The sequence below is a fragment of the Streptomyces drozdowiczii genome (assembly GCF_026167665.1).
Classification (GTDB): domain Bacteria; phylum Actinomycetota; class Actinomycetes; order Streptomycetales; family Streptomycetaceae; genus Streptomyces; species Streptomyces drozdowiczii_A.
Map to the genome: position 1 here is coordinate 1,938,921 of NZ_CP098740.1, position 18,172 is coordinate 1,957,092.

General features: G+C 71.7%; 16 protein-coding genes. 3 read left to right on the top strand and 13 right to left on the bottom strand.

Features of this window, described 5'->3' with window-relative positions; all coding sequences use genetic code 11:
* Nucleotides 1–12: 12 nt before the first annotated feature.
* Nucleotides 13–1,203 (bottom strand): signal recognition particle-docking protein FtsY, encoded by a 1,191-nt coding sequence (gene ftsY, locus NEH16_RS08570; protein ID WP_265540712.1) that lies wholly within the window; start codon nt 1,201–1,203, stop codon nt 13–15.
* Between the two features lie 124 nt (nt 1,204–1,327).
* On the opposite strand from ftsY, the gene NEH16_RS08575 reads away from it, so the two are divergent.
* On the top strand, nt 1,328–2,707 hold the full coding sequence (locus tag NEH16_RS08575) for a purine-cytosine permease family protein (protein WP_265540715.1): 1,380 nt from the start codon (nt 1,328–1,330) through the stop codon (nt 2,705–2,707).
* Between the two features lie 8 nt (nt 2,708–2,715).
* Here the strand turns inward: NEH16_RS08575 and NEH16_RS08580 are convergent, their stop codons facing one another.
* The 4 genes from NEH16_RS08580 to NEH16_RS08595 all read right to left on the bottom strand — a co-directional run bounded on the left by NEH16_RS08580 (nt 2,716) and on the right by NEH16_RS08595 (nt 9,125).
* Nucleotides 2,716–4,140: a sugar porter family MFS transporter gene (locus NEH16_RS08580; RefSeq protein ID WP_073963730.1), complete on the bottom strand. Its 1,425-nt coding sequence runs from the start codon at nt 4,138–4,140 to the stop codon at nt 2,716–2,718.
* Between the two features lie 100 nt (nt 4,141–4,240).
* Complete coding sequence (locus NEH16_RS08585) at nt 4,241–7,966, bottom strand: AAA family ATPase (RefSeq protein ID WP_265540717.1); 3,726 nt, start codon at nt 7,964–7,966, stop codon at nt 4,241–4,243.
* 230 nt (nt 7,967–8,196) lie between these two features.
* Entirely contained in the window at nt 8,197–8,406 is a 210-nt protein-coding gene (locus NEH16_RS08590; RefSeq protein ID WP_018102403.1) for a hypothetical protein, read from the bottom strand.
* Nucleotides 8,407–8,843: 437 nt separating this feature from the next.
* Entirely contained in the window at nt 8,844–9,125 is a 282-nt protein-coding gene (locus tag NEH16_RS08595; protein ID WP_051093064.1) for an acylphosphatase, read from the bottom strand.
* A gap of 142 nt (nt 9,126–9,267) precedes the next feature.
* On the opposite strand from NEH16_RS08595, the gene NEH16_RS08600 reads away from it, so the two are divergent.
* Both NEH16_RS08600 and NEH16_RS08605 read left to right on the top strand, forming a co-directional pair.
* Nucleotides 9,268–10,296, top strand: coding sequence for a CAP domain-containing protein (locus tag NEH16_RS08600; RefSeq protein WP_265540719.1), 1,029 nt, complete (start codon nt 9,268–9,270; stop codon nt 10,294–10,296).
* A gap of 99 nt (nt 10,297–10,395) precedes the next feature.
* Nucleotides 10,396–10,803, top strand: coding sequence for a winged helix-turn-helix transcriptional regulator (locus NEH16_RS08605; RefSeq protein ID WP_265540721.1), 408 nt, complete (start codon nt 10,396–10,398; stop codon nt 10,801–10,803).
* Here NEH16_RS08605 and mutM read toward each other — a convergent pair.
* From mutM to recG, 8 genes are all read right to left on the bottom strand, one after another.
* A complete protein-coding gene (gene mutM / locus NEH16_RS08610) occupies nt 10,793–11,653 on the bottom strand; it encodes a bifunctional DNA-formamidopyrimidine glycosylase/DNA-(apurinic or apyrimidinic site) lyase (RefSeq protein WP_265540723.1) in 861 nt (286 codons plus the stop codon). The genes NEH16_RS08605 and mutM overlap by 11 nt on opposite strands.
* Nucleotides 11,654–11,749: 96 nt before the next feature.
* Nucleotides 11,750–12,574, bottom strand: a complete 825-nt coding sequence (rnc, locus tag NEH16_RS08615) for a ribonuclease III (RefSeq protein ID WP_026171428.1) — start codon at nt 12,572–12,574, stop codon at nt 11,750–11,752.
* Nucleotides 12,575–12,593: 19 nt separating this feature from the next.
* Entirely contained in the window at nt 12,594–12,767 is a 174-nt protein-coding gene (gene rpmF, locus NEH16_RS08620; protein WP_003965982.1) for a 50S ribosomal protein L32, read from the bottom strand.
* Between the two features lie 2 nt (nt 12,768–12,769).
* A complete protein-coding gene (locus NEH16_RS08625; RefSeq protein ID WP_073963736.1) occupies nt 12,770–13,378 on the bottom strand; it encodes a YceD family protein in 609 nt (202 codons plus the stop codon).
* Nucleotides 13,379–13,569: 191 nt separating this feature from the next.
* The gene (locus NEH16_RS08630; protein WP_265540787.1) at nt 13,570–14,613 is read right to left on the bottom strand and encodes a cell division initiation protein; all 1,044 of its coding nucleotides are present in this window, start codon (nt 14,611–14,613) and stop codon (nt 13,570–13,572) included.
* 110 nt (nt 14,614–14,723) lie between these two features.
* A complete protein-coding gene (gene coaD / locus NEH16_RS08635; RefSeq protein WP_265540789.1) occupies nt 14,724–15,203 on the bottom strand; it encodes a pantetheine-phosphate adenylyltransferase in 480 nt (159 codons plus the stop codon).
* A 26-nt stretch (nt 15,204–15,229) separates the two neighbouring features.
* Nucleotides 15,230–15,814: a 16S rRNA (guanine(966)-N(2))-methyltransferase RsmD gene (rsmD, locus tag NEH16_RS08640; protein WP_073963741.1), complete on the bottom strand. Its 585-nt coding sequence runs from the start codon at nt 15,812–15,814 to the stop codon at nt 15,230–15,232.
* 113 nt (nt 15,815–15,927) lie between these two features.
* Entirely contained in the window at nt 15,928–18,144 is a 2,217-nt protein-coding gene (gene recG / locus NEH16_RS08645; protein ID WP_265540792.1) for an ATP-dependent DNA helicase RecG, read from the bottom strand.
* Between the last annotated feature and the right edge of the window lie 28 nt (nt 18,145–18,172).

Here is an 18,172-nt window from a genome sequence, read left to right on the forward strand (position 1 = left end):
GTCCGGTGGGGGTCAGTCCCCGATCAGCGCGTCCACGAACGCCTCGGGCTCGAACGGCGCCAGGTCGTCCGGGCCCTCGCCGAGTCCGACGAGCTTGACCGGGACGCCCAGCTCGCGCTGGACGGCGATGACGATGCCGCCCTTGGCGGTGCCGTCCAGCTTGGTGAGGACGATGCCGGTGATGTCGACCACCTCGGCGAAGACCCGCGCCTGCACCAGGCCGTTCTGCCCGGTGGTGGCGTCCAGGACGAGCAGCACCTCGTCCAGCGGGCCGTGCTTCTCGACGACCCGCTTGACCTTGCCCAGCTCGTCCATGAGCCCGGTCTTGGTGTGCAGCCGGCCGGCGGTGTCGATGAGCACCACGTCGGCGCCCTCGGCGATGCCCTCCTTGACCGCGTCGTAGGCGATGGAGGCCGGGTCGCCGCCCTCGGGGCCGCGCACGGTACGGGCGCCGACGCGCTCGCCCCAGGTCTGGAGCTGGTCGGCGGCGGCGGCGCGGAAGGTGTCGGCCGCGCCGAGCACCACGCTGCGGCCGTCGGCGACGAGCACCCGGGCCAGCTTGCCGGTGGTGGTGGTCTTGCCGGTGCCGTTGACGCCGACGACCATCACGACGCCGGGGGTCTCCAGACCGCCCTCCGTCTTCACGGCGCGGTCGAAGTCGGTGCCGAGCAGGGTGAGCAGCTCCTCGCGGAGCAGGGCGCGCAGCTCCTCGGGGGTGCGGGTGCCGAGGACCCGGACGCGCTCGCGCAGGCGCTCGACCAGCTCCTGGGTGGGGGCGACGCCGACGTCGGCGGTGAGGAGGGTGTCCTCGATCTCCTCCCAGGTGTCCTCGTCCAGATTGTCCCGGGACAGCAGGGCGAGGAGCCCCTTGCCGAGGGTGTTCTGCGAGCGGGCGAGGCGGGCGCGCAGCCGGACGAGCCGGCCGGCGGTGGGCTCGGGGACGTCGAGCGCGGGGACTTCCGGCTCCGCGGCCTCCGGCTCGGCCTCGGCGGGCGGGGCCGCGACGTCCTCGATGGTGCGGCGCGATTCCTCGCGCGGCTCTTCGGCCTCCTCACCGACACGGGGCTCAGCGGGAGGTGTGAGGGGCGGCGTGCTCGACGGTGCCGGGGGCAGCTGCTTCTTCTTGCGGCTGCTGACCACGAGCCCGCTGATCACGCCGACCGCGACCAGGGCGATGACTACAGCAAGGATGACGAATTCCATAACCCTCCCAGTATCGGTCACCCGGACCGGCAATCCAGGGAGGGACCGGTCCGGCGCAGGATCAGGGGCGCGTACGTCCTTGCGGTCGTTACGCCCGTTATGCCGGAAAGGTACGATCCTGGCCGTGGAGACCCGTGGCCTGGACCCCGTGCCCGACGAGGAGCGCACCGGCCGGGTCCGGGCCCTCTTCCCCACCTGGGCCACGGCCAACATGACCGTGCTGCTCCTCACCGTGGGCGCGGGGCTCGTCGTGCTGAACGGGCTGAGTTTCTGGCAGGTGCTGGTGGCGGCCGTGGTGGCGCCGCTGATCTCGTTCGGCCTGGTCGGCTTCGTCTCGCTGGCCGGGAAGCGCGGCGGCGCCCCCGGCATGGCGCTGTCGCGCGCGGTCTTCGGCGTACGGGGCAATCTGGCGCCGGGGGCGCTGATCTGGGTGGCCCGGTGGGGCTGGGAGACGATGAACGCGGTCACCGGCGCGTACGCCCTGCTGACCGTGGGCGATGTGCTGTTCGGGGTCCGGAGCACGCCCGCGCTGATCATGGCGACGCTGCTCGCGTTCGTGGCGGGCAGCTTTCTGCTGTCGGGGCTCGGGCTGCGGGCGCTGCGGGCGGGCTGCACCTGGTCCGCGTATCTCTTCGGCGCCTTCAGCGTCCTGGTGCTGGCGCATCTCGCGGTGACGGTGCCGTGGCGCGCGGTGCTGGACCGGCCGCCCGGCGCGGTGTCAATGGTGGTCGCGGGCATCGGCACGCTGACGGCCGGGGGGATCAGCTGGGCGCCGTCCGGTCCGGACTTCGCCCGCTATCTGCCGCGCTCCTCCTCGGGCCGGGCGATGGTCGCGGTGACGGTGGGCGGGGCGCTGCTGGTGCTGGTGCCGCTGGTGGTGATGGGGGCGGTGATGGCGGTGCGGACGCCGGAGCTGGCGCTGACCCGCGATCCGGTCTCCTTCATCGGGGTCCTGCTGCCGACCTGGCTCTCCGTCCCGTATCTGGTCGTGGCGGTCACGGGCATGGTGCTGATCAACGCGCTGTCGATGTACTCGGCCGGTTTCACCGCGCAGAGCCTCGGCATCACCGTGCCGCGCGCCTGGGCCGTCGGGGTGAACGCGGCGATCAGCCTGTTCCTGGGATCGCTCCTGATGATGGTGGCGAGCAGCTTCATCGACGCCTTCGTGTCGTTCCTGCGGCTGCTCGCGGTGACGTTCTCGGCGTGGATCGGGGTCTTCGCCACGGACATGCTGCGCGGCCGCGCCTACGACCCGGTGGCGCTCCTGGACACCGGCCGGGGCGGCGCGTACTGGTACACGGGCGGCGTCGCGTGGCCCGCCCTGGCCGCGTGGGGCGCGGGGCTCGTGGTGGGGCTGCTGTTCACCGGGGTGGAGTGGTTCACCGGTCCGCTCGCCGGGACCTGGCCGGGCCGCAGCGGCCTGGGCTGGGCGGTCACGGCGCTCGTCTCGGGCGGCCTGTACGCGGTGCTGCCGCGCCCGGGCCGCCCCGACGAAAGGCCCTGACGAAAGGGCTAGCCCATCTCCTCCAGCGCCTTGCCCTTGGTCTCCTTCACGAACTTGAGGACGAAGGGGATGGAGAGCGTGGCGAAGCAGGCGTAGATGATGTACGTGCCCGAGAGGTTCCAGTCCGCGAGGCTCGGGAAGCTGGCGGTGATCGCCCAGTTGGCGATCCACTGCGCGGACGCGGCGACGCCGAGCGCGGCGGCGCGGATGCGGTTGGGGAACATCTCGCCGAGGAAGACCCAGACCACCACACCCCACGACAGGGCGAAGAAGAGCACGAAGATGTGGGCGGCGGCGAGGGCCACCGCGCCCTGGGCGGTCGGGAGCTTGCCGTCGACCAGGTCGGCGGAGAAGGCCCACGCCTCGAAGGCGAGGGCGACGGCCATGCCGCAGGAGCCGACGAGGGCGAGCGGACGGCGGCCGACGCGGTCCACCAGGATCATCGCGATGACGGTACCGATGATGTTGACGATCGACGTGGTGAACGACCAGAAGAAGGAGTCGGTCGGGTCGATGCCGACGGACTGCCACAGCGTCGCGGAGTAGTAGAACGCCACGTTGATGCCGACGAGCTGCTGGAACACCGAGAGGCCGATGCCGACCCAGACGATCGGCAGGAAGCCGAAGCGGCTGCCGAGCAGGTCCTTGAAGGTGGACTTGTGCTCGCGGCGCATCGCGGTCTCGATCTCCTCGACGCGCGCGTCCAGGTCGACGTTCTTGCCCTCGACCTCTTCGAGGATCTTCCGGGCCCGCTCCCGCTTGCCGATGGAGAGCAGGAAGCGCGGCGACTCGGGGATCGCGAAGGAGAGCAGCCCGTAGAGGACGGCGGGCACGACCATCACGCCGAGCATCCACTGCCAGGCTTCCAGCCCGCCGATCTTGCCGCGCTGGTCGCCGTCCGCGATCTGGAGGATGCCGTAGTTGACGAGCTGGGAGATGGCGATGCCGATGACGATCGCGGCCTGCTGGAAGGAGCCGAGGCGGCCCCGGTAGGCGGGCGGCGAGACCTCCGCGATGTAGGCCGGGCCGATCACCGAGGCCATGCCGATCGCGAAGCCGCCGATGATGCGCCACATCGCCAGGTCCCAGAGCGCGAACGGGAGCGCGGAGCCCACGGCGCTGATGGTGAACAGGACGGCGGCGATCTGCATGCAGCGGATGCGCCCGATGCGGTCCGCGATCCGGCCGGCCGTGGCGGCGCCGATCGCGCAGCCGATCAGCGCGATGGCGATGACCTGGGCGAGCGTGCCGGAGCCGATGTCGTACCGGTGGCGGATCGCCTCGACGGCGCCGTTGATCACCGAGCTGTCGTAGCCGAACAGGAAGCCGCCCATCGCGGCCGCGGCGGTGATGAAGATGACATGGCCGAGGTGGTCCGGATGGGCCGAACGGGCCCCGGACTCCGGTCCGGTTCCTGGCGACGTACTGGTCACGTAAGTCCTCCCTGGGGCGGGGCCACGGCATCGGACATGGGTAAGTGGATCTCAAGTGGCGCACATCTTCGGCCCCGCCACCACTCGGGTACCCCCGCGCTCAGCGCAGACGCTGGCTGATCACCTTGGAGACGCCGTCGCCCTGCATCGAGACGCCGTAGAGCGCGTCCGCGACCTCCATCGTCCGCTTCTGGTGCGTGATGACGATGAGCTGCGAGCTCTCCTGAAGCTCCTCCATGATCCGGATCAGCCGCTGGAGGTTGGTGTCGTCCAGCGCCGCCTCGACCTCGTCCATGACGTAGAACGGGCTGGGCCTCGCCTTGAAGATCGAGACCAGCAACGCCACCGCCGTCAGGGACCGTTCGCCGCCGGAGAGCAGGGAGAGCCGCTTGACCTTCTTGCCCGGCGGCCGGGCCTCGACGTCCACCCCGGTGGTGAGCATGTGGTCGGGATCGGTCAGGATCAGCCGCCCCTCACCGCCCGGGAAGAGCCGCGAGAAGACGCCCTCGAATTCGCGCGCGGTGTCCCGGTACGCCTCGGTGAACACCTGCTCGACCCGCTCGTCGACCTCCTTGACGACCTGGAGGAGGTCGGCACGGGTCTTCTTCAGGTCCTCCAGCTGCTCGGAGAGGAACTTGTGCCGTTCCTCCAGCGCGGAGAACTCTTCCAGGGCTAGCGGATTCACCTTCCCGAGTTGCTGGTACGCCCGTTCGGCCGACCGGAGCCGCTTCTCCTGCTCGGCCCTGACGAACGGCCGGGGCTGGTTACGGGGATGCTCCGGGTCCTCCGGCAGCTCCTCGCCCTCGGCCGGCGGCGACGGCGGGACGGGCTGGTCGGGTCCGTAGTCCGCCACCAGACCGGCCGGCTCGACGCCCAGCTCCTCCAGCGCCTTGGTCTCCAGCTGCTCTATCCGCAGCCGCTTCTCGGCCCCCAGCACCTCACCCCGGTGCACCGAGTCCGTCAGCTTGTCCAGCTCCCCCTTGAGGTCCCGGCCGCGCAGCCGCTCCGCCGCCAGCTCGCGCTCCCGCTCCCCCTTGGACTCCTCGGCCGCCGCCCGCTCCCGCTCCGCCCGTACGACGGAGACCTCGACGTGTGCGAGGAGCTGCCGGGCCCCCGACGCCACGGCCGCCGCCACCTCCGCCTCGTGCCGCAGCCGGGCGCGCCGCCGCTCGGCCCTGGTCCGCGCCTCGCGCTCGGCGCGCGCGGCCCGGTCCAGCGAGTCGGCGCGCCCGGCGAGGGCCTTGACGCGTTCCTCGTGCGTACGGAGCTGGAGGCGGGCCTCCATCTCGGTCTGGCGGGCGTTGGCGCCGTCGGCCGCGAGCCGGTCGCGCACACCGGTGTCCGGTTCGTCGTCGGCCCCGTCCCCGGCCGCCTCCTCGGCGACGAGCAGCCGTTCGGCCAGCTCCTCCGCCTCCTCGGTGGCCCGCTCCAGCGCCTCCTGCGCCCGGGCGGCGGAGGCGTCCATGCGCTCGGCCTCACCGGCGGCGCCCCGCGCCTGTCCGGCCAGGCGGCCGAGCTGCTGGGCGACCCCGGAGCGCTCCCGCTCGACGGCCCGGCGCCGCTCCCCCAGCTCCTCGACCAGGGCCGCCGACTCGGTCCGCCGCGCGGCAGCGAGCCGCTGGGCCTCGGCCAGTTCGGCGCAGCGCACGGCGAGCCCGGCGAGTTCGGCAGCGGCCTCGTCCACGGACGCCTGCACTTCGAGGAGGCTGGGCGCCCCGGCGGAGCCGCCGTGCGCGAAGTGGGCGGAGAGCAGGTCGCCCTCACCGGTCACCGCGGTCAGCTCCGGGTGCGCGGCGACCAGTTCCTCGGCGTCCTCCAGGGTCGCGACGACCACCATGTCCCGCACCAGTCTGCGGACGGCGGCCACCAGTTCGACGGGGCCGGTGACCAGTTCGGCGACGGGGGCGGCGGTGGGGGCGAGGGCCCGCACGGCGGGTACGGGGTCCGGGGCACGCGTCGCCGCTACGGCCTCCGCCGCTCCCCCGCCCTCCGTGCCCGGGCCGGGCAGCGCGACGTGCGTGGCGGCCCCGTGGTGCGGCGGGTGTGCCGAGGTGCCCTGGCCGGGTACGTGCCCGGTCGCGTCGCCGTCCCCGGTGGCGGCCCGCTCCGGCCCGCCCAGGAGCAGCGCCGCGCGCCCCGCGTCCTGCTTGCGCAGCAGCCGGATCGCCTCGGCCGCGGTGGCCGGGTCGGTGACCGCGACCGCGTCCGCCGCCGCGCCCAGCGCCGCCGCCACCGCGACCTCGTGGCCCGGGGCCACCGTGAGCAGTTCGGCGGCGGGCCCGAGCAGGCCGGTGAGCCGGTCGCGGGCCCCGAGCAGCGCCCCCGTACCGTCCTTGCGCCGCAGCCCGAGGGCCAGGGCGTCGTGCCGGGCGGCGACGGCGGCGCGCTGTCGTTCGGCGGCGGTGGCCTCCTCGCGGGCCCGGGAGTGCGCTGCCTCGGCCTCCTTCAGCGCGCGGCGGGCGGCCTCGTGCTGTTCGCCCAGCTCCGTGTCGCCGGCGTCCAGGCCGTCGACCTCGGCCTTCAGCTCCTCGTACTCCTCCTGCGCGGCGACGGCCCGCTCCCGGGCCTCGTCGCGCGAGGCGGAGAGCCGGTCGATCTCCGCCTGGGCCGAACCGGCGCGGCTGCGGGCGGCGTTGACCTGGCCGTGCAGCCGGGCGAGCCCTTCGCGGCGGTCGGCGAGGGCGCGGGCGGCGTCCTTGAGGCGGCGCTCCTCGGCCGCCAGCTCGCGCTCCAGCTCCTGGCGGTGCGATGCGGTGTCGTCCAGCGCGTGTTCGGCCGCTTCCAGGGCGGCGGTCAGCTCGGCCTCCTGCTCGCGGATGCGGGCGGCCTCGCGCTCCATGTCCTCGGGGTCGCGGCCGCGGCGCTCCTCCTCGGGCGGGGCGGTGGCGCTCTTCACCCGGGCGTCGGCCAGCGAGATCGTGCCGCGTACCCGTTCGGCGAGCTGGGACAGCTCGTACCAGGTCTGCTGGGCGCGCTGGAGCCGGGGCGTCAGCCGCCGTACCTGGTCCTCCAGTTCGGCCTCGCGGGCGAGGGCGGCCTTGAGCTCCGCCTCGGCGGCCTCGCGGCGCTGTTTGAGCGCGGCCTCGTCGGCGATCTCGCTGCGCAGGGCGGTGCGCAGCGTCACGAGGTCGTCGGCGAGGAGGCGCAGCCGGGCGTCGCGCAGGTCGGCCTGGATGACGGCGGCGCGGCGGGCCACGGCCGCCTGCCGGCCGAGGGGCTTCAGCTGTCTGCGCAGCTCGTCGGTGAGGTCCTGGACCCTGGCGAGGTTCGCGCCCATCGCGTCCAGCTTCCGCAGCGCCTTCTCCTTGCGCTTGCGGTGCTTGAGGACGCCGGCCGCCTCCTCGATGAAGGCGCGGCGGCCCATCGGGTCGGCGTGCAGGACGGAGTCAAGCTGGCCCTGGCCGACGATGACGTGCATCTCGCGGCCGATGCCGGAGTCGGAGAGGAGTTCCTGGATGTCCAGGAGCCGGCAGGTGTCGCCGTTGATCTGGTATTCGCTGCCGCCGTTGCGGAACATGATGCGCGTAATGGTGACTTCGGCGTATTCGATGGGCAGGGCGCCGTCGGAATTGTCGATCGTCAGCGAGACCTCGGCCCGGCCCAGCGGCGGCCGGCCGGTGGTCCCGGCGAAGATCACGTCCTCCATCTTGCCGCCGCGCAGCGATTTCGCGCCCTGTTCGCCCATGACCCAGGAGAGAGCGTCCACCACATTGGATTTGCCCGACCCATTGGGCCCGACGACGCAGGTGATGCCGGGTTCGAACCGCAGCGTCGTGGCGGAGGCGAACGACTTGAAACCGCGCAGGGTCAGGGCCTTGAGGTGCACGCCGCCGGACTCTACCTTTCGCTCTCGGTTTCGCTGATGAAGGTGCAGGGCACATCAGACGGTAAGGGAAGGGGTGTACGTCCGGGGGCGGGACCTGCGCGAGGCGGGGGAAAAGAAAGAAGGGACGCCGAAGCGTCCCCTGTGATTCTGCGGATCAGGCGGTGCCGCACGCGTGCCCGCGGCCTGACGGAGATTGCGGGCGTGGCGTGTGGGTCAGGTCGCCGTGCGGATCAGGTCAGTGCCGGCTCCGCCTGGGGTACGTCGATGTCGATGCTGTCGAGCAGCGACTGGTGCTGAGCGGCGGCGTTGAGCGCGTCGTTCTCCTCCTGAATCCGTACGAGCTCGGATTCGAGGTCCTGGACGCGCTGCTGGAGCCGTCGCATCTCGGCGAGGAGTCGCGGGTCGGAACCGCCGACGTAACCGAGAAGCGCCTTTGCCATGATGGATGGTCCTCCACAATGAGTGACCGACCGATGCGGTGTGGGTCGTGAGGGATCGCACCCGCGGTGTTCGGCAGTGCTCGCTGTCACTGCTGTCCTGCTGCCTACCAGCTCTGCCGAACAGCTGAGGTGCGCGGGGATTTCAGAGTCTCACCAAAAAGTTTGACGGTCAACACGATCACACCCCACAGAGGCGGGCGTCCCGGGGGCGCGCGGCGAGACGATCATGCGGCGCGGCTCTCCGACGGGGCCCTCAGGGGTACGGAGATCATCCTTAGGGCGGCAGCCTGGCATGCCAACCGAATCTTGGCAACCATCAGGACATTCCGCAGGTCATTTCATGTGTACGCGCGACGGGGGCGCTTGCCGTCACCGCCCGCCGCGCATCGAACACGAGCCGAACACGGCTCCCTTTCGGGAGCCTTTCGGGGGCGGTCTCAGCGGATCGCGAATCCCTCGTATCCGCCGCGCGGCGTGTCCCATATCTCAGTGACGCCGTCAACGCGGCCGGGTGTGTCGTCGGAGCGGAGCCAGTCGAGAAGACGGTGGCAATTCTCACGCGGACCCTCGGCCACGACCTGTACCCGGCCGTCGTCCAGATTGAGGGCGAAACCGGTGAGGCCGCCGATCTCCAAAGCGTTTGCCCTGGTGAACCAGCGGAAGCCTACTTGCTGTACTCGGCCGCGTACCCAAGCGGTGAGCCGTGCATCTTCGTTCATGCCCGAACGCTATCGGTCCCATTCCTTTCGGAGCACCTCCCGGCGAATCGCCATGGCGTACAGTCCCCTCGCAAAAGCTTCACTCGTTCGGGTGAGCACGGGCGTCGAAAACGGCGTCCAGGTCGTCAGAAGGGCACAGCAGATGGGACGCCATCGACGCAGCGCCGCAGCCCCCGCCGCCGAGGAACAGGCGGACGGGGCCTCGGCCCGGCACCGCGGAGCGGGCCGCAGGAAGCGGTCCGCGATCCCCGTGCGCACCGGACTCATAGGTGTCTCGGCGGCCGTGGCCGTCGGCGCCGTCGCCGTGGCGTCGGGTCTGCTGCCCGGCGGGGACAGTCTCACCGTGAGCGGCGGTCCGACCGCCGACCAGGTCCGCTCCCAGGCCGCCCCGGACCTGCTCACCCAGGGGGGCATCACCGCATCGCCCTCCGACCGCTCCTCCGCTTCCGCACCGGCGAGCCGGGGGACCGACCGCCCCGCCGCGCCCAAGAAGTCGCACTCCGCGGTGTCGAAGCCCTCCGATTCGGCCTCGCCCAGCGCCTCCCACTCGCCCTCCGCTTCGGCTTCCGCTTCCGCCTCGGAGACGGCCGCGCCCGCCAAGACCGCGTCGCCCTCCAAGACCGCTTCGCCGTCGAAGACCGCCTCGCCTTCCAAGACCGCCTCGCCGTCGAAGACCACGTCGAGCAAGAAGGGGTCGGCCAAGCCCTCCTCCTCGTCCTCGAAGGCCCCCGCCGTCAAGGCCGCGAAGCCCTCCGCGCCGGCCCCGTCGAAGAGCAGCGCTCCGACGAGCACCGCCGCATCGGCCCAGGCCGCGATCCTGGCCCTCGTCAACGAGGAGCGCGGCAAGGTCGGATGCAGCCCGGTCACCGCGAGCGCCTCGCTCACCTCGCTCGCCCAGGACTTCAGCGACGACATGGCGGCGCGCGGCTTCTTCGACCACACCGACCCCGACGGCAAGAGCCCCTGGGACCGGGCGGACGCGGCCGGTGTCTCGGGCCTCGGCGGCGAGAACATCGCCCGCGGACAGGCCGACGCACAGGCCGTGATGGACGCCTGGATGAACAGCGACGGCCACCGAGCAAACATTCTCAACTGCGATTACAAGACGCTCGGCGTCGGCGTCCACTACGGGGCCGGCGGCCCCTGGTGGACCCAGGACTTCGGCTTCTGACCCGGACCACCGCCGTACCCATCACCTCGTACGCCCCACTCGCCTCCCCTCGAATCACACTGACTCAGGGAAAGCGCTGTGCGGGCGTACGCTGGTTTCATGGACCAGAGCACCGCACCGGAGACGTCGGCGACGGACGACCTGCCCTTCGACGTGTTCTCGAAGCAGTGCCCCTCGCGCGGCCTGCTCGAACACGCCACCGGCCGCTGGGGCGCCCTCACGCTCGGCGCCCTGTACGAGGAGAGCCTGCGGTTCAACGCGCTGCGCCGCCGGGTCGACGGGGTGAGCGAGAAGATGCTGTCCCAGACGCTGCACGCGCTGGAGCGGGACGGCCTGGTGCACCGCGAGGCCCAGCTCACCAACCCGCCCCGGGTGGATTACGAGCTGACCCCGCTGGGCCGGGAGGTCGCGGAGCGGCTGCTCGGCCTGATCCACTTCGTGGAGGGCCGGATGCCCGAGGTCCTGGAAGCCCGGGCCCGTTACGACGCCCGGGAGACTAGGGCCTGACGCGCGGCGGGCGCTGGCAGCGGGGGCAGTAGTAGCTGGACCGGTTCATCCAGGGGCGCCGCGCCATCGGCGTACCGCAGCGGTGGCAGGGCTCGCCCTCGCGGCCGTAGGCGTCGAGCGAGCGGTCGAAGTAGCCCGACTCGCCGTTCACGTTCACATAGAGGCTGTCGAAGCTGGTGCCGCCCTGGGCGAGGGCCGCGTTCATCACGTCGCGGACGTGGCCGAGCAGCTCGGCGGACTTGGGGCGGGTCAGCGTCGCGGTCGGCCGGTCGTAGTGCAGCCGGGCGCGCCACAGGGCCTCGTCCGCGTAGATGTTGCCGACCCCGCTGATCAGCGACTGGTCCAGCAGCGCGCGCTTGACCGTCGTACGCCGCAGCCGGAGCGCCGTGTGGAAGGCGGCGTCGTCGAACGCCGGGTCCAGGGGGTCGCGGGCGATGTGCGCGATGATGTCGGGCAGCCCGTCCGGGGTGTTCTCGTGGAGCGAGAGCCCGCCGAAGGTGCGCTGGTCCACGAAGCGCAGCTCGGTGCCGACCGCGTCGGCGAACCTGATCCTGATCCGCAGATGCTTCTCGTCCGGCGCCCCCTCGGGCTGGACGAGCAGCTGACCGCTCATGCCCAGGTGGCCGAGGAGCGAGCCGGCGGCCTCGTCCAGCGGCACCCACAAGTACTTGCCCCGGCGCATCGCCGTCCCGAATCGCGCCCCCGTCAGCCGGGCCGCGAAGTCCACGCCGCCCGCGAGGTGGCGGCGGACCGCGCGCGGGTGCAGGACCTCGACCTCACCGGCCGTCCGCCCGGCGACCCAGCGCTCCAGACCTCGGCGGACGACTTCGACCTCGGGCAGTTCGGGCACGGGGAGGCTCCTGGGACGAGAGGGCGGGACGGAGAAACGTACGGAGAAAAGGGAGAACCCCCCGGCGCGCGGTGGCGCCGGGGGGTTCTCCGCGGGTCAGGCGGGAGCGACGTCCGTGGACGGCGCGGGGTCGGCAGGGGTGTCGGCGGCCCCTCCGTCGGCGGCGGCCTTCGCCGCTGCCTCCCGCGCCTCCGCGGCGGCGGTGATCTCGCGCCAGGCGGACTCGGCCGCCTGCTGCTCCGCTTCCTTCTTGCTACGGCCGGTGCCGGTGCCGTACGAGACACCACCGACGCGGGCGGCAGCAGTGAAGGTCTTCTCGTGGTCCGGGCCGGTCTCCGTGACGAGGTACTCGGGGACTCCGAGGCTCTCGCTCGCGGTGAGCTCCTGGAGGCTGGTCTTCCAGTCCAGGCCGGCGCCGAGGTTCGAGGACCTGTCGATCAGCGGGTCGAAGAGCCGGTGGACCAGCTCGGACGCCGCGTCGAGGCCCTGATCGAGATAGACCGCGCCGATCACCGCTTCCAGGGTGTCGGCGAGGATGGATGCCTTGTCCCGGCCTCCCGTGCCCTCTTCACCGCGGCCGAGCCGGATGAAGGAGCCGAGTTCGAGGCCGCGGCCCACCTCAGCAAGCGCACGCGAGTTGACCACCGCGGCCCGCAGCTTGGCCAGCTGGCCTTCGGGCAGATCGGGGTGGGTGCGGTACAGCGTGTCCGTGACCACCAGACCGAGCACGGAGTCCCCGAGGAACTCCAGCCGCTCGTTGGTGGGCAGACCGCCGTTCTCGTACGCGTACGAACGGTGGGTCAGCGCACGCACCAGAAGGGCGGACTCGAGTTGGTACCCGAGCCGCCCTTCCAGAAGCGTGTGGGACGAGGCTGTGTTGACGTTGTCTGCCTGCTTCTTGGCGTGGGACAACTCAGACATCGGGCCTCTCACCAGCCGCTCAGACCTCGAGGACCTGGCGCTTGTTGTACGTGCCGCAGCTGGGGCACGCGATGTGCTGCAGCTTCGGCTCCTGGCAGCGCTCGCACGAAACCAGGGTGGGGACCGCAGCCTTCCACTGCGACCGGCGGTGGCGCGTGTTGCTGCGCGACATCTTCCGCTTCGGAACAGCCACGGCTACTTCTCCTGCTTCTTGTCGACGCCGGGTGCGGCGCCGCCCATGTTGTCCTTCTCGCCGTCCTGAATGGTCTCGGCGAGTCCTTGCAGTGCCGCCCAACGAGCGTCGACGGCATCGTGGTGGTGGCCGGGATTCTCGTCCAGCCTGACTCCGCACTCGGAGCACAGACCGGCACAGGATTCCTTGCACACCGGCTGCATCGGCAGTGCGAGCACCACCGCATCACGCAGCACCGGCTCGAGGTCGAACAGGCCGTCCTCGAGAAAAAGCCTGTCCTCGTCGTCCTCGGCGTCGTCGGCCGGATCCGCGGGCTTGCCGTGGTTCCGGTCATCGGCGTCAGGGTACGAGAACATCTCCTGGAAGTCCGCCTCGACCTCTCGGCTCAGCGGCTCCAGACACCTTACGCACTCCCCCTCGACCGTCGCACGGGCGGTCCCGGTGACGAGCACGCCCTCCATGACGGATTCGAGACGGAGGTCCAGTTCCACCGGCGCGCCCTCCGGCACTCCGATGACGCCGCCGACTCCGAGGTCGGCGGGGGCGTCCGCCGTGCGGGTCAGCCGCTTCATGGCACCCGGACGCCGGCCCAGCTCGTGCGTGTCGAACACGAGGGGGTTTCGGTGGTCGAGCTGGCCGTTCAGGGCTTCTCCTGCTTTCGGATCGAACGCGTCACGCGCGGGTGGGAGGGGCCGGCCCGTCCGGAGTCGAAGCGGGCAGCCGGGATCGCGGACATACGCGCGACCGAAGAGCCAGGATACTGGACACACCGCCCAGCTCCCAATCCGGGCCCTTCCGGCGGTCAGCGCTCCTGTTCGTAACGGCGCAGCTGGTCCAGGTCGATCATGCTGGTGTCGAAGAGGCTGGTCTCGTCCAGGGCGGCCTCACCGTTCTGCGGGAGGGGCTGCTGGGGCTGCTGCCAGGCGTCGTAGCCCTGCTGCTGCTGGTAGGCCGCGTACGGGTCCGGCTGCTGCTGGTAGCCGTAGACGTCCTGCTGCGGCTGGTACGCGTCCTGCTGCTGGTCCTGGTAGCCGTACCCCTGGGCGTACTGCGGTTCCGGCTGGGCGTACTGCGGCTCGGTCTGGTGCGGGATCGGGAGCGGCTGCGGGGCCGCGACCTCGGCCAGCCCGGCCCAGTGGTCCTCGTCGCTGGTGTGCCCCTGGTCGCCGGCCGCGTCCTGGGCGGCGATGTGCGCGCCCAGCTCGTCGGTGGCGACCCGGCCGTGCAGCTTCTGCCGGCCCCGGCCGACGGCCTCCAGGGTCTTGGCGAGCACCGCCTCGAAGGCGCCGAGCTTGGTGTCCACGTATTCGTCGGCGCGCTGCCGCAGCGTCTCCGGGTCGGCGCTGCGCTCGGGGGCCTCGGCGAAGTCCGGGTCCTCGTAGCCCTGCGCGTCGAAGCCCTGGCCGCGGCCGAGCAGCTTCTCGCGGCCCCGGTCGACGGAGCCGATGGTCTTGGTGAGGACGACCTCGAAGTTGGCGAGCTTGCTGTCGACGTACTCGTCGGCCTCGGCGCGGACCTCGTCGGCCTCCTTGCGGGCCTCGGCGAGGATGCGGTCGGCCTCGGCCTGGGAGCGCCGGGCGATCTCGGTGTCGGAGATCAGGGCGGTGCGCTCGGCATGGGCGTTCTCGATGATGCGGCCGGCCTCCTGGCGGGCCTGCTCCACCAGCTGCTCGTGGCCGCCGATGACCTCGGCGGCCTGGGCGAGCGAGCCGGGCAGGGCCTCGCGCACCTCTTCGAGCATCGCGAGCAGTTCGGCGCGGTTGACCACGCAGGACGCCGACATGGGCATGGACCGGGCGTTCCCGACCGTCGCGACGATCTCGTCCAGCTTCTTCTGCACGTCCACCGTGTGCTCGCCACTCTCTACTGCCGGTTGGAGACGGACGGGACGACTGTACGGCCAGTCGGCGCCCGCCCGACACCTGCGGGGCGTGACGCTGACGCGCTGTCAGTGGCTCAGCGCTGCGCGAGGCGTTCGGTCAGGGCGCGCTGGACGACCGGCGGCAGCAGGTGGGAGACGTCGCCGCCCCAGGCAGCGACCTCCTTGACCAGGGAGGACGACAGGAAGCTGTAGGTGGGGTTGGTCGGCACGAAGAGCGTTTCGACCCCGGAGAGCCCGTTGTTCATCTGGGCCATCTGGAGTTCGTAGTCGAAGTCGCTGACGGCCCGCAGGCCCTTCACGATCGCCGGGATGTCGCGCTGCTTGCAGAAGTCCACGAGCAGGCCGTGGAAGGACTCGACCTCGACGTTGCCGAACTCGGCGGTGACCTCGCGGATGAGCTCGATCCGCTCCTCGACCGAGAACAGGCCCTTCTTGGACTGGTTGATCATCACCGCGACGTGCACGACGTCGTACAGCTTCGAGGCTCGGCCGATGATGTCGAGATGTCCGTTGGTGATGGGGTCGAACGACCCCGGGCATACGGCGCGGCGCAACTTGATTCCCTCGCTCTCCGGTCCGGTCATCGTGCGTCTTCGCACGGAGCGGCGGCGCGACCGTACCAAAGCGTTCCCTCGCCGTAGCGACGGGATCGCAACGGCTCGAAACCCTTGGGCCAGCTGAATTCTCCGCCTCTGGTGCTGCGTTCCACGGTGACGAGTGCGTCGCTCGTGAGCCACCCCTGGGTACGGAGTGTGAGCAGGATCTCCCCAAGATCGTCGTCGGTGACGGCGTACGGCGGGTCCAGGAAGACCACGTCGTACGGCTCTGCGGGTGCCGGACCCGTCACGATCTGTTCGGCTTTGCCGCCCCGGACCTCGGCGCCGGGCAGGCCGAGGGTGCGGGCGTTCTCCTTGACGGTGCGCAGGGCCTTGGGGTCGGCCTCCACGAGCAGGGCGTGGGCGGCGCCCCGGGAGAGCGCTTCGAGGCCGACTGCGCCGGAGCCGGCGTAGAGGTCGGCGACCCGGATGGCGTCGAGGGTGCCCAGGAGCGCCTGCCAGGTGGAGAACAGGCCCTCGCGCGCGCGGTCGGATGTGGGCCGGGTGCCGGTGCCGGGCGGGACGGCCAGGCGGCGTCCGCCGGCCACGCCTGCGATCACGCGGGTCATGGGTGACTGGTCCTCGGGTCGGGGCGGCGCGCGGGGTGCCGTGGGCGCCGTACCTCCCACGATATGGCGTCGTGGAGGGCGGGGCGCCCCGGGCTTCCCCGGCGCGGGCGGGCTCACCCCTTGTCCAGGTACTCCTCGCGCTCCTTGTCGAGCAGGGCGTCCAACGCGGTGCGCAGCTCGGGCAGCCGGTCCAGGTCGGGGTCGGCGGCGACGACGGCGACGGCCTCCTGGCGGGCGGCGGCGATGACCTCCTCGTCGTCGATGACGCTGAGGACGCGCAGCGAGGAGCGCACCCCGGACTGGGCCTGGCCGAGGACATCGCCCTCACGGCGCTGTTCGAGGTCGATACGGGAGAGCTCGAAGCCGTCCAGGGTCGCGGCGACGGCGGAGAGGCGGGCGCGGGCGGGGCTCGCCTCGTGGGCCTCGGTGACCAGCAGGCAGAGTCCGGGGGCGGAGCCCCGTCCGACCCGGCCGCGCAGCTGGTGCAGCTGGGAGACGCCGAAGCGGTCGGCGTCCATGATGACCATCGCGGTGGCGTTGGGGACGTTGACGCCGACCTCGATGACGGTGGTGGCGACCAGGACGTCGACGTCGCCGGCGGCGAAGCGGCGCATCACGTCGTCCTTGTCGTCGGGCTGCATCCTGCCGTGCAGCACCTCGACGCGCAGTCCGCGCAGAGGGCCCTCGGCGAGCTGTTCGGCGATCTCCAGGACGGCGAGCGGCGGGCGCTTGTCGGCGGTGGCGGCCTCCTCCTCGGCGGCCTTCTTCCCCTTCTTCTTGGCGGTGTCGTCCTCGTCGCCGATGCGCGGGCAGACGACGTACGCCTGGTGGCCGTTCTCCACCTCCTCGCGGACGCGTTCCCAGGCGCGGCTGACGAAGTGCGGCTTGTCCTTGGCGGGGACGACGTGGCTGGCGATGGGCGAGCGGCCGGCCGGGAGCTGGTCGAGGACGGAGGTCTCCAGGTCCCCGAAGACGGTCATGGCGACGGTACGGGGGATGGGCGTCGCGGTCATGACGAGGAGGTGGGGCGGCTGCTTGCCCTTGGAACGCAGCGCGTCGCGCTGCTCGACCCCGAAGCGGTGCTGTTCGTCCACGACGACCAGGCCCAGGTCGTGGAACTTGACCTTGTCCTCGATCAGGGCGTGCGTCCCGATGACGATGCCGGCCTCGCCGGTGACCAGGTCGAGCAGGGCCTGCCGGCGGGCGGCGGTGCCCATGGACCCGGTGAGCAGCACGACCTTGGTCCCCTGGTCGGCCCCGCCGAGCATGCCGCCCTCGGCCAGCTCCCCCATCATCTCGGTGATCGACCGGTGGTGCTGCTGGGCCAGGACCTCGGTGGGCGCGAGCATGGCGGCCTGGCCGCCCGCGTCGACCACGGCGAGCATGGCGCGCAGGGCCACCATGGTCTTCCCGGAACCGACCTCGCCCTGGAGGAGGCGGTGCATCGGGTGCTCGGTGGCGAGGTCGTCGAAGATCTCCTTGGAGACCTTCCGCTGGCCGTCGGTGAGGGTGAACGGCAGCTTCGCGTCGAAGGCGTCGAGCAGGCCGCCGGGGGCGGGCCTGCGGGCGACGGCGGGAAGCTGGGTGTCGGCGTACCTGCGGCGGGCCAGGGCGACCTGGAGGACGAACGCCTCGTCCCACTTGAGCCGGTCCCGGGCCGCGGCCACGTCGGCCTTGGTGGCCGGGCGGTGGATCTTCAGCAGGGCCTCGGGCAGCGAGGTGAAGCCGCGCCCCTCGCGCAGGGCTTCGGGGAGCGGGTCGACGGCCTCCTGGGCGCTGGGCAGCACCGCGTCGACCGCTTTGGCGATCCGCCAGGAGTCGAGCTGCTTGCAGGCGGGGTAGATCGGCAGCAGCTTGCCCGCGAAGGCGTCCACGGCCTCGGTCGCCCCGGCGTCGTCCGCTGAGTCGGCGTCGAGCAGCTGGTACGTGGGGTGGGCGAGCTGCATCTTGCGGTTGAAGACGGAGACCTTGCCGGCGAACATCGCGCGCCGGCCGGGCAGCAGGTCCTTGTGCGGCTTGTGGACGCCGTGGCCGAAGAAGACGAGCTGGAGGCGGCCGTGGCCGTCGGTGAGGGTGACTTCGAGGCGCTTGCCGCGTCCGCCGTTGAAGGTGAGCACGCGGGCGTCGGCGACCTGGGCGACGACCGTGACGTGCTCGTCCAGCGGGAGGTCGGTCAGCGCCGTGAGCCGGCCGCGCTCCTCGTACCGGCGGGGGTAGTGATGGAGGAGGTCACCGACGGTGTGCAGGTCGAGGTGGTCGGCCATCACCTTCGCGGTGGGCCCGCCGAGGAGCTTCTTGAGGGGTTCTTCGAACGCAGACACGCGATCCATTGCACACCACGGCAGTGACAGTTGTCCG

Coding starts and splice junctions, on each gene's coding strand:
- ftsY (WP_265540712.1), bottom strand. CDS start 1,203: ATGGAATTCGTCATCCTTGCTGTAGTCATCGCCCTGGTCGCGGTCGGC.
- NEH16_RS08590 (WP_018102403.1), bottom strand. CDS start 8,406: ATGGCAAAGGCGCTTCTCGGTTACGTCGGCGGTTCCGACCCGCGACTC.
- NEH16_RS08595 (WP_051093064.1), bottom strand. CDS start 9,125: ATGAACGAAGATGCACGGCTCACCGCTTGGGTACGCGGCCGAGTACAG.
- NEH16_RS08600 (WP_265540719.1), top strand. CDS start 9,268: ATGGGACGCCATCGACGCAGCGCCGCAGCCCCCGCCGCCGAGGAACAG.
- NEH16_RS08605 (WP_265540721.1), top strand. CDS start 10,396: ATGGACCAGAGCACCGCACCGGAGACGTCGGCGACGGACGACCTGCCC.
- rnc (WP_026171428.1), bottom strand. CDS start 12,574: ATGTCTGAGTTGTCCCACGCCAAGAAGCAGGCAGACAACGTCAACACA.
- rsmD (WP_073963741.1), bottom strand. CDS start 15,814: ATGACCCGCGTGATCGCAGGCGTGGCCGGCGGACGCCGCCTGGCCGTC.
- recG (WP_265540792.1), bottom strand. CDS start 18,144: ATGGATCGCGTGTCTGCGTTCGAAGAACCCCTCAAGAAGCTCCTCGGC.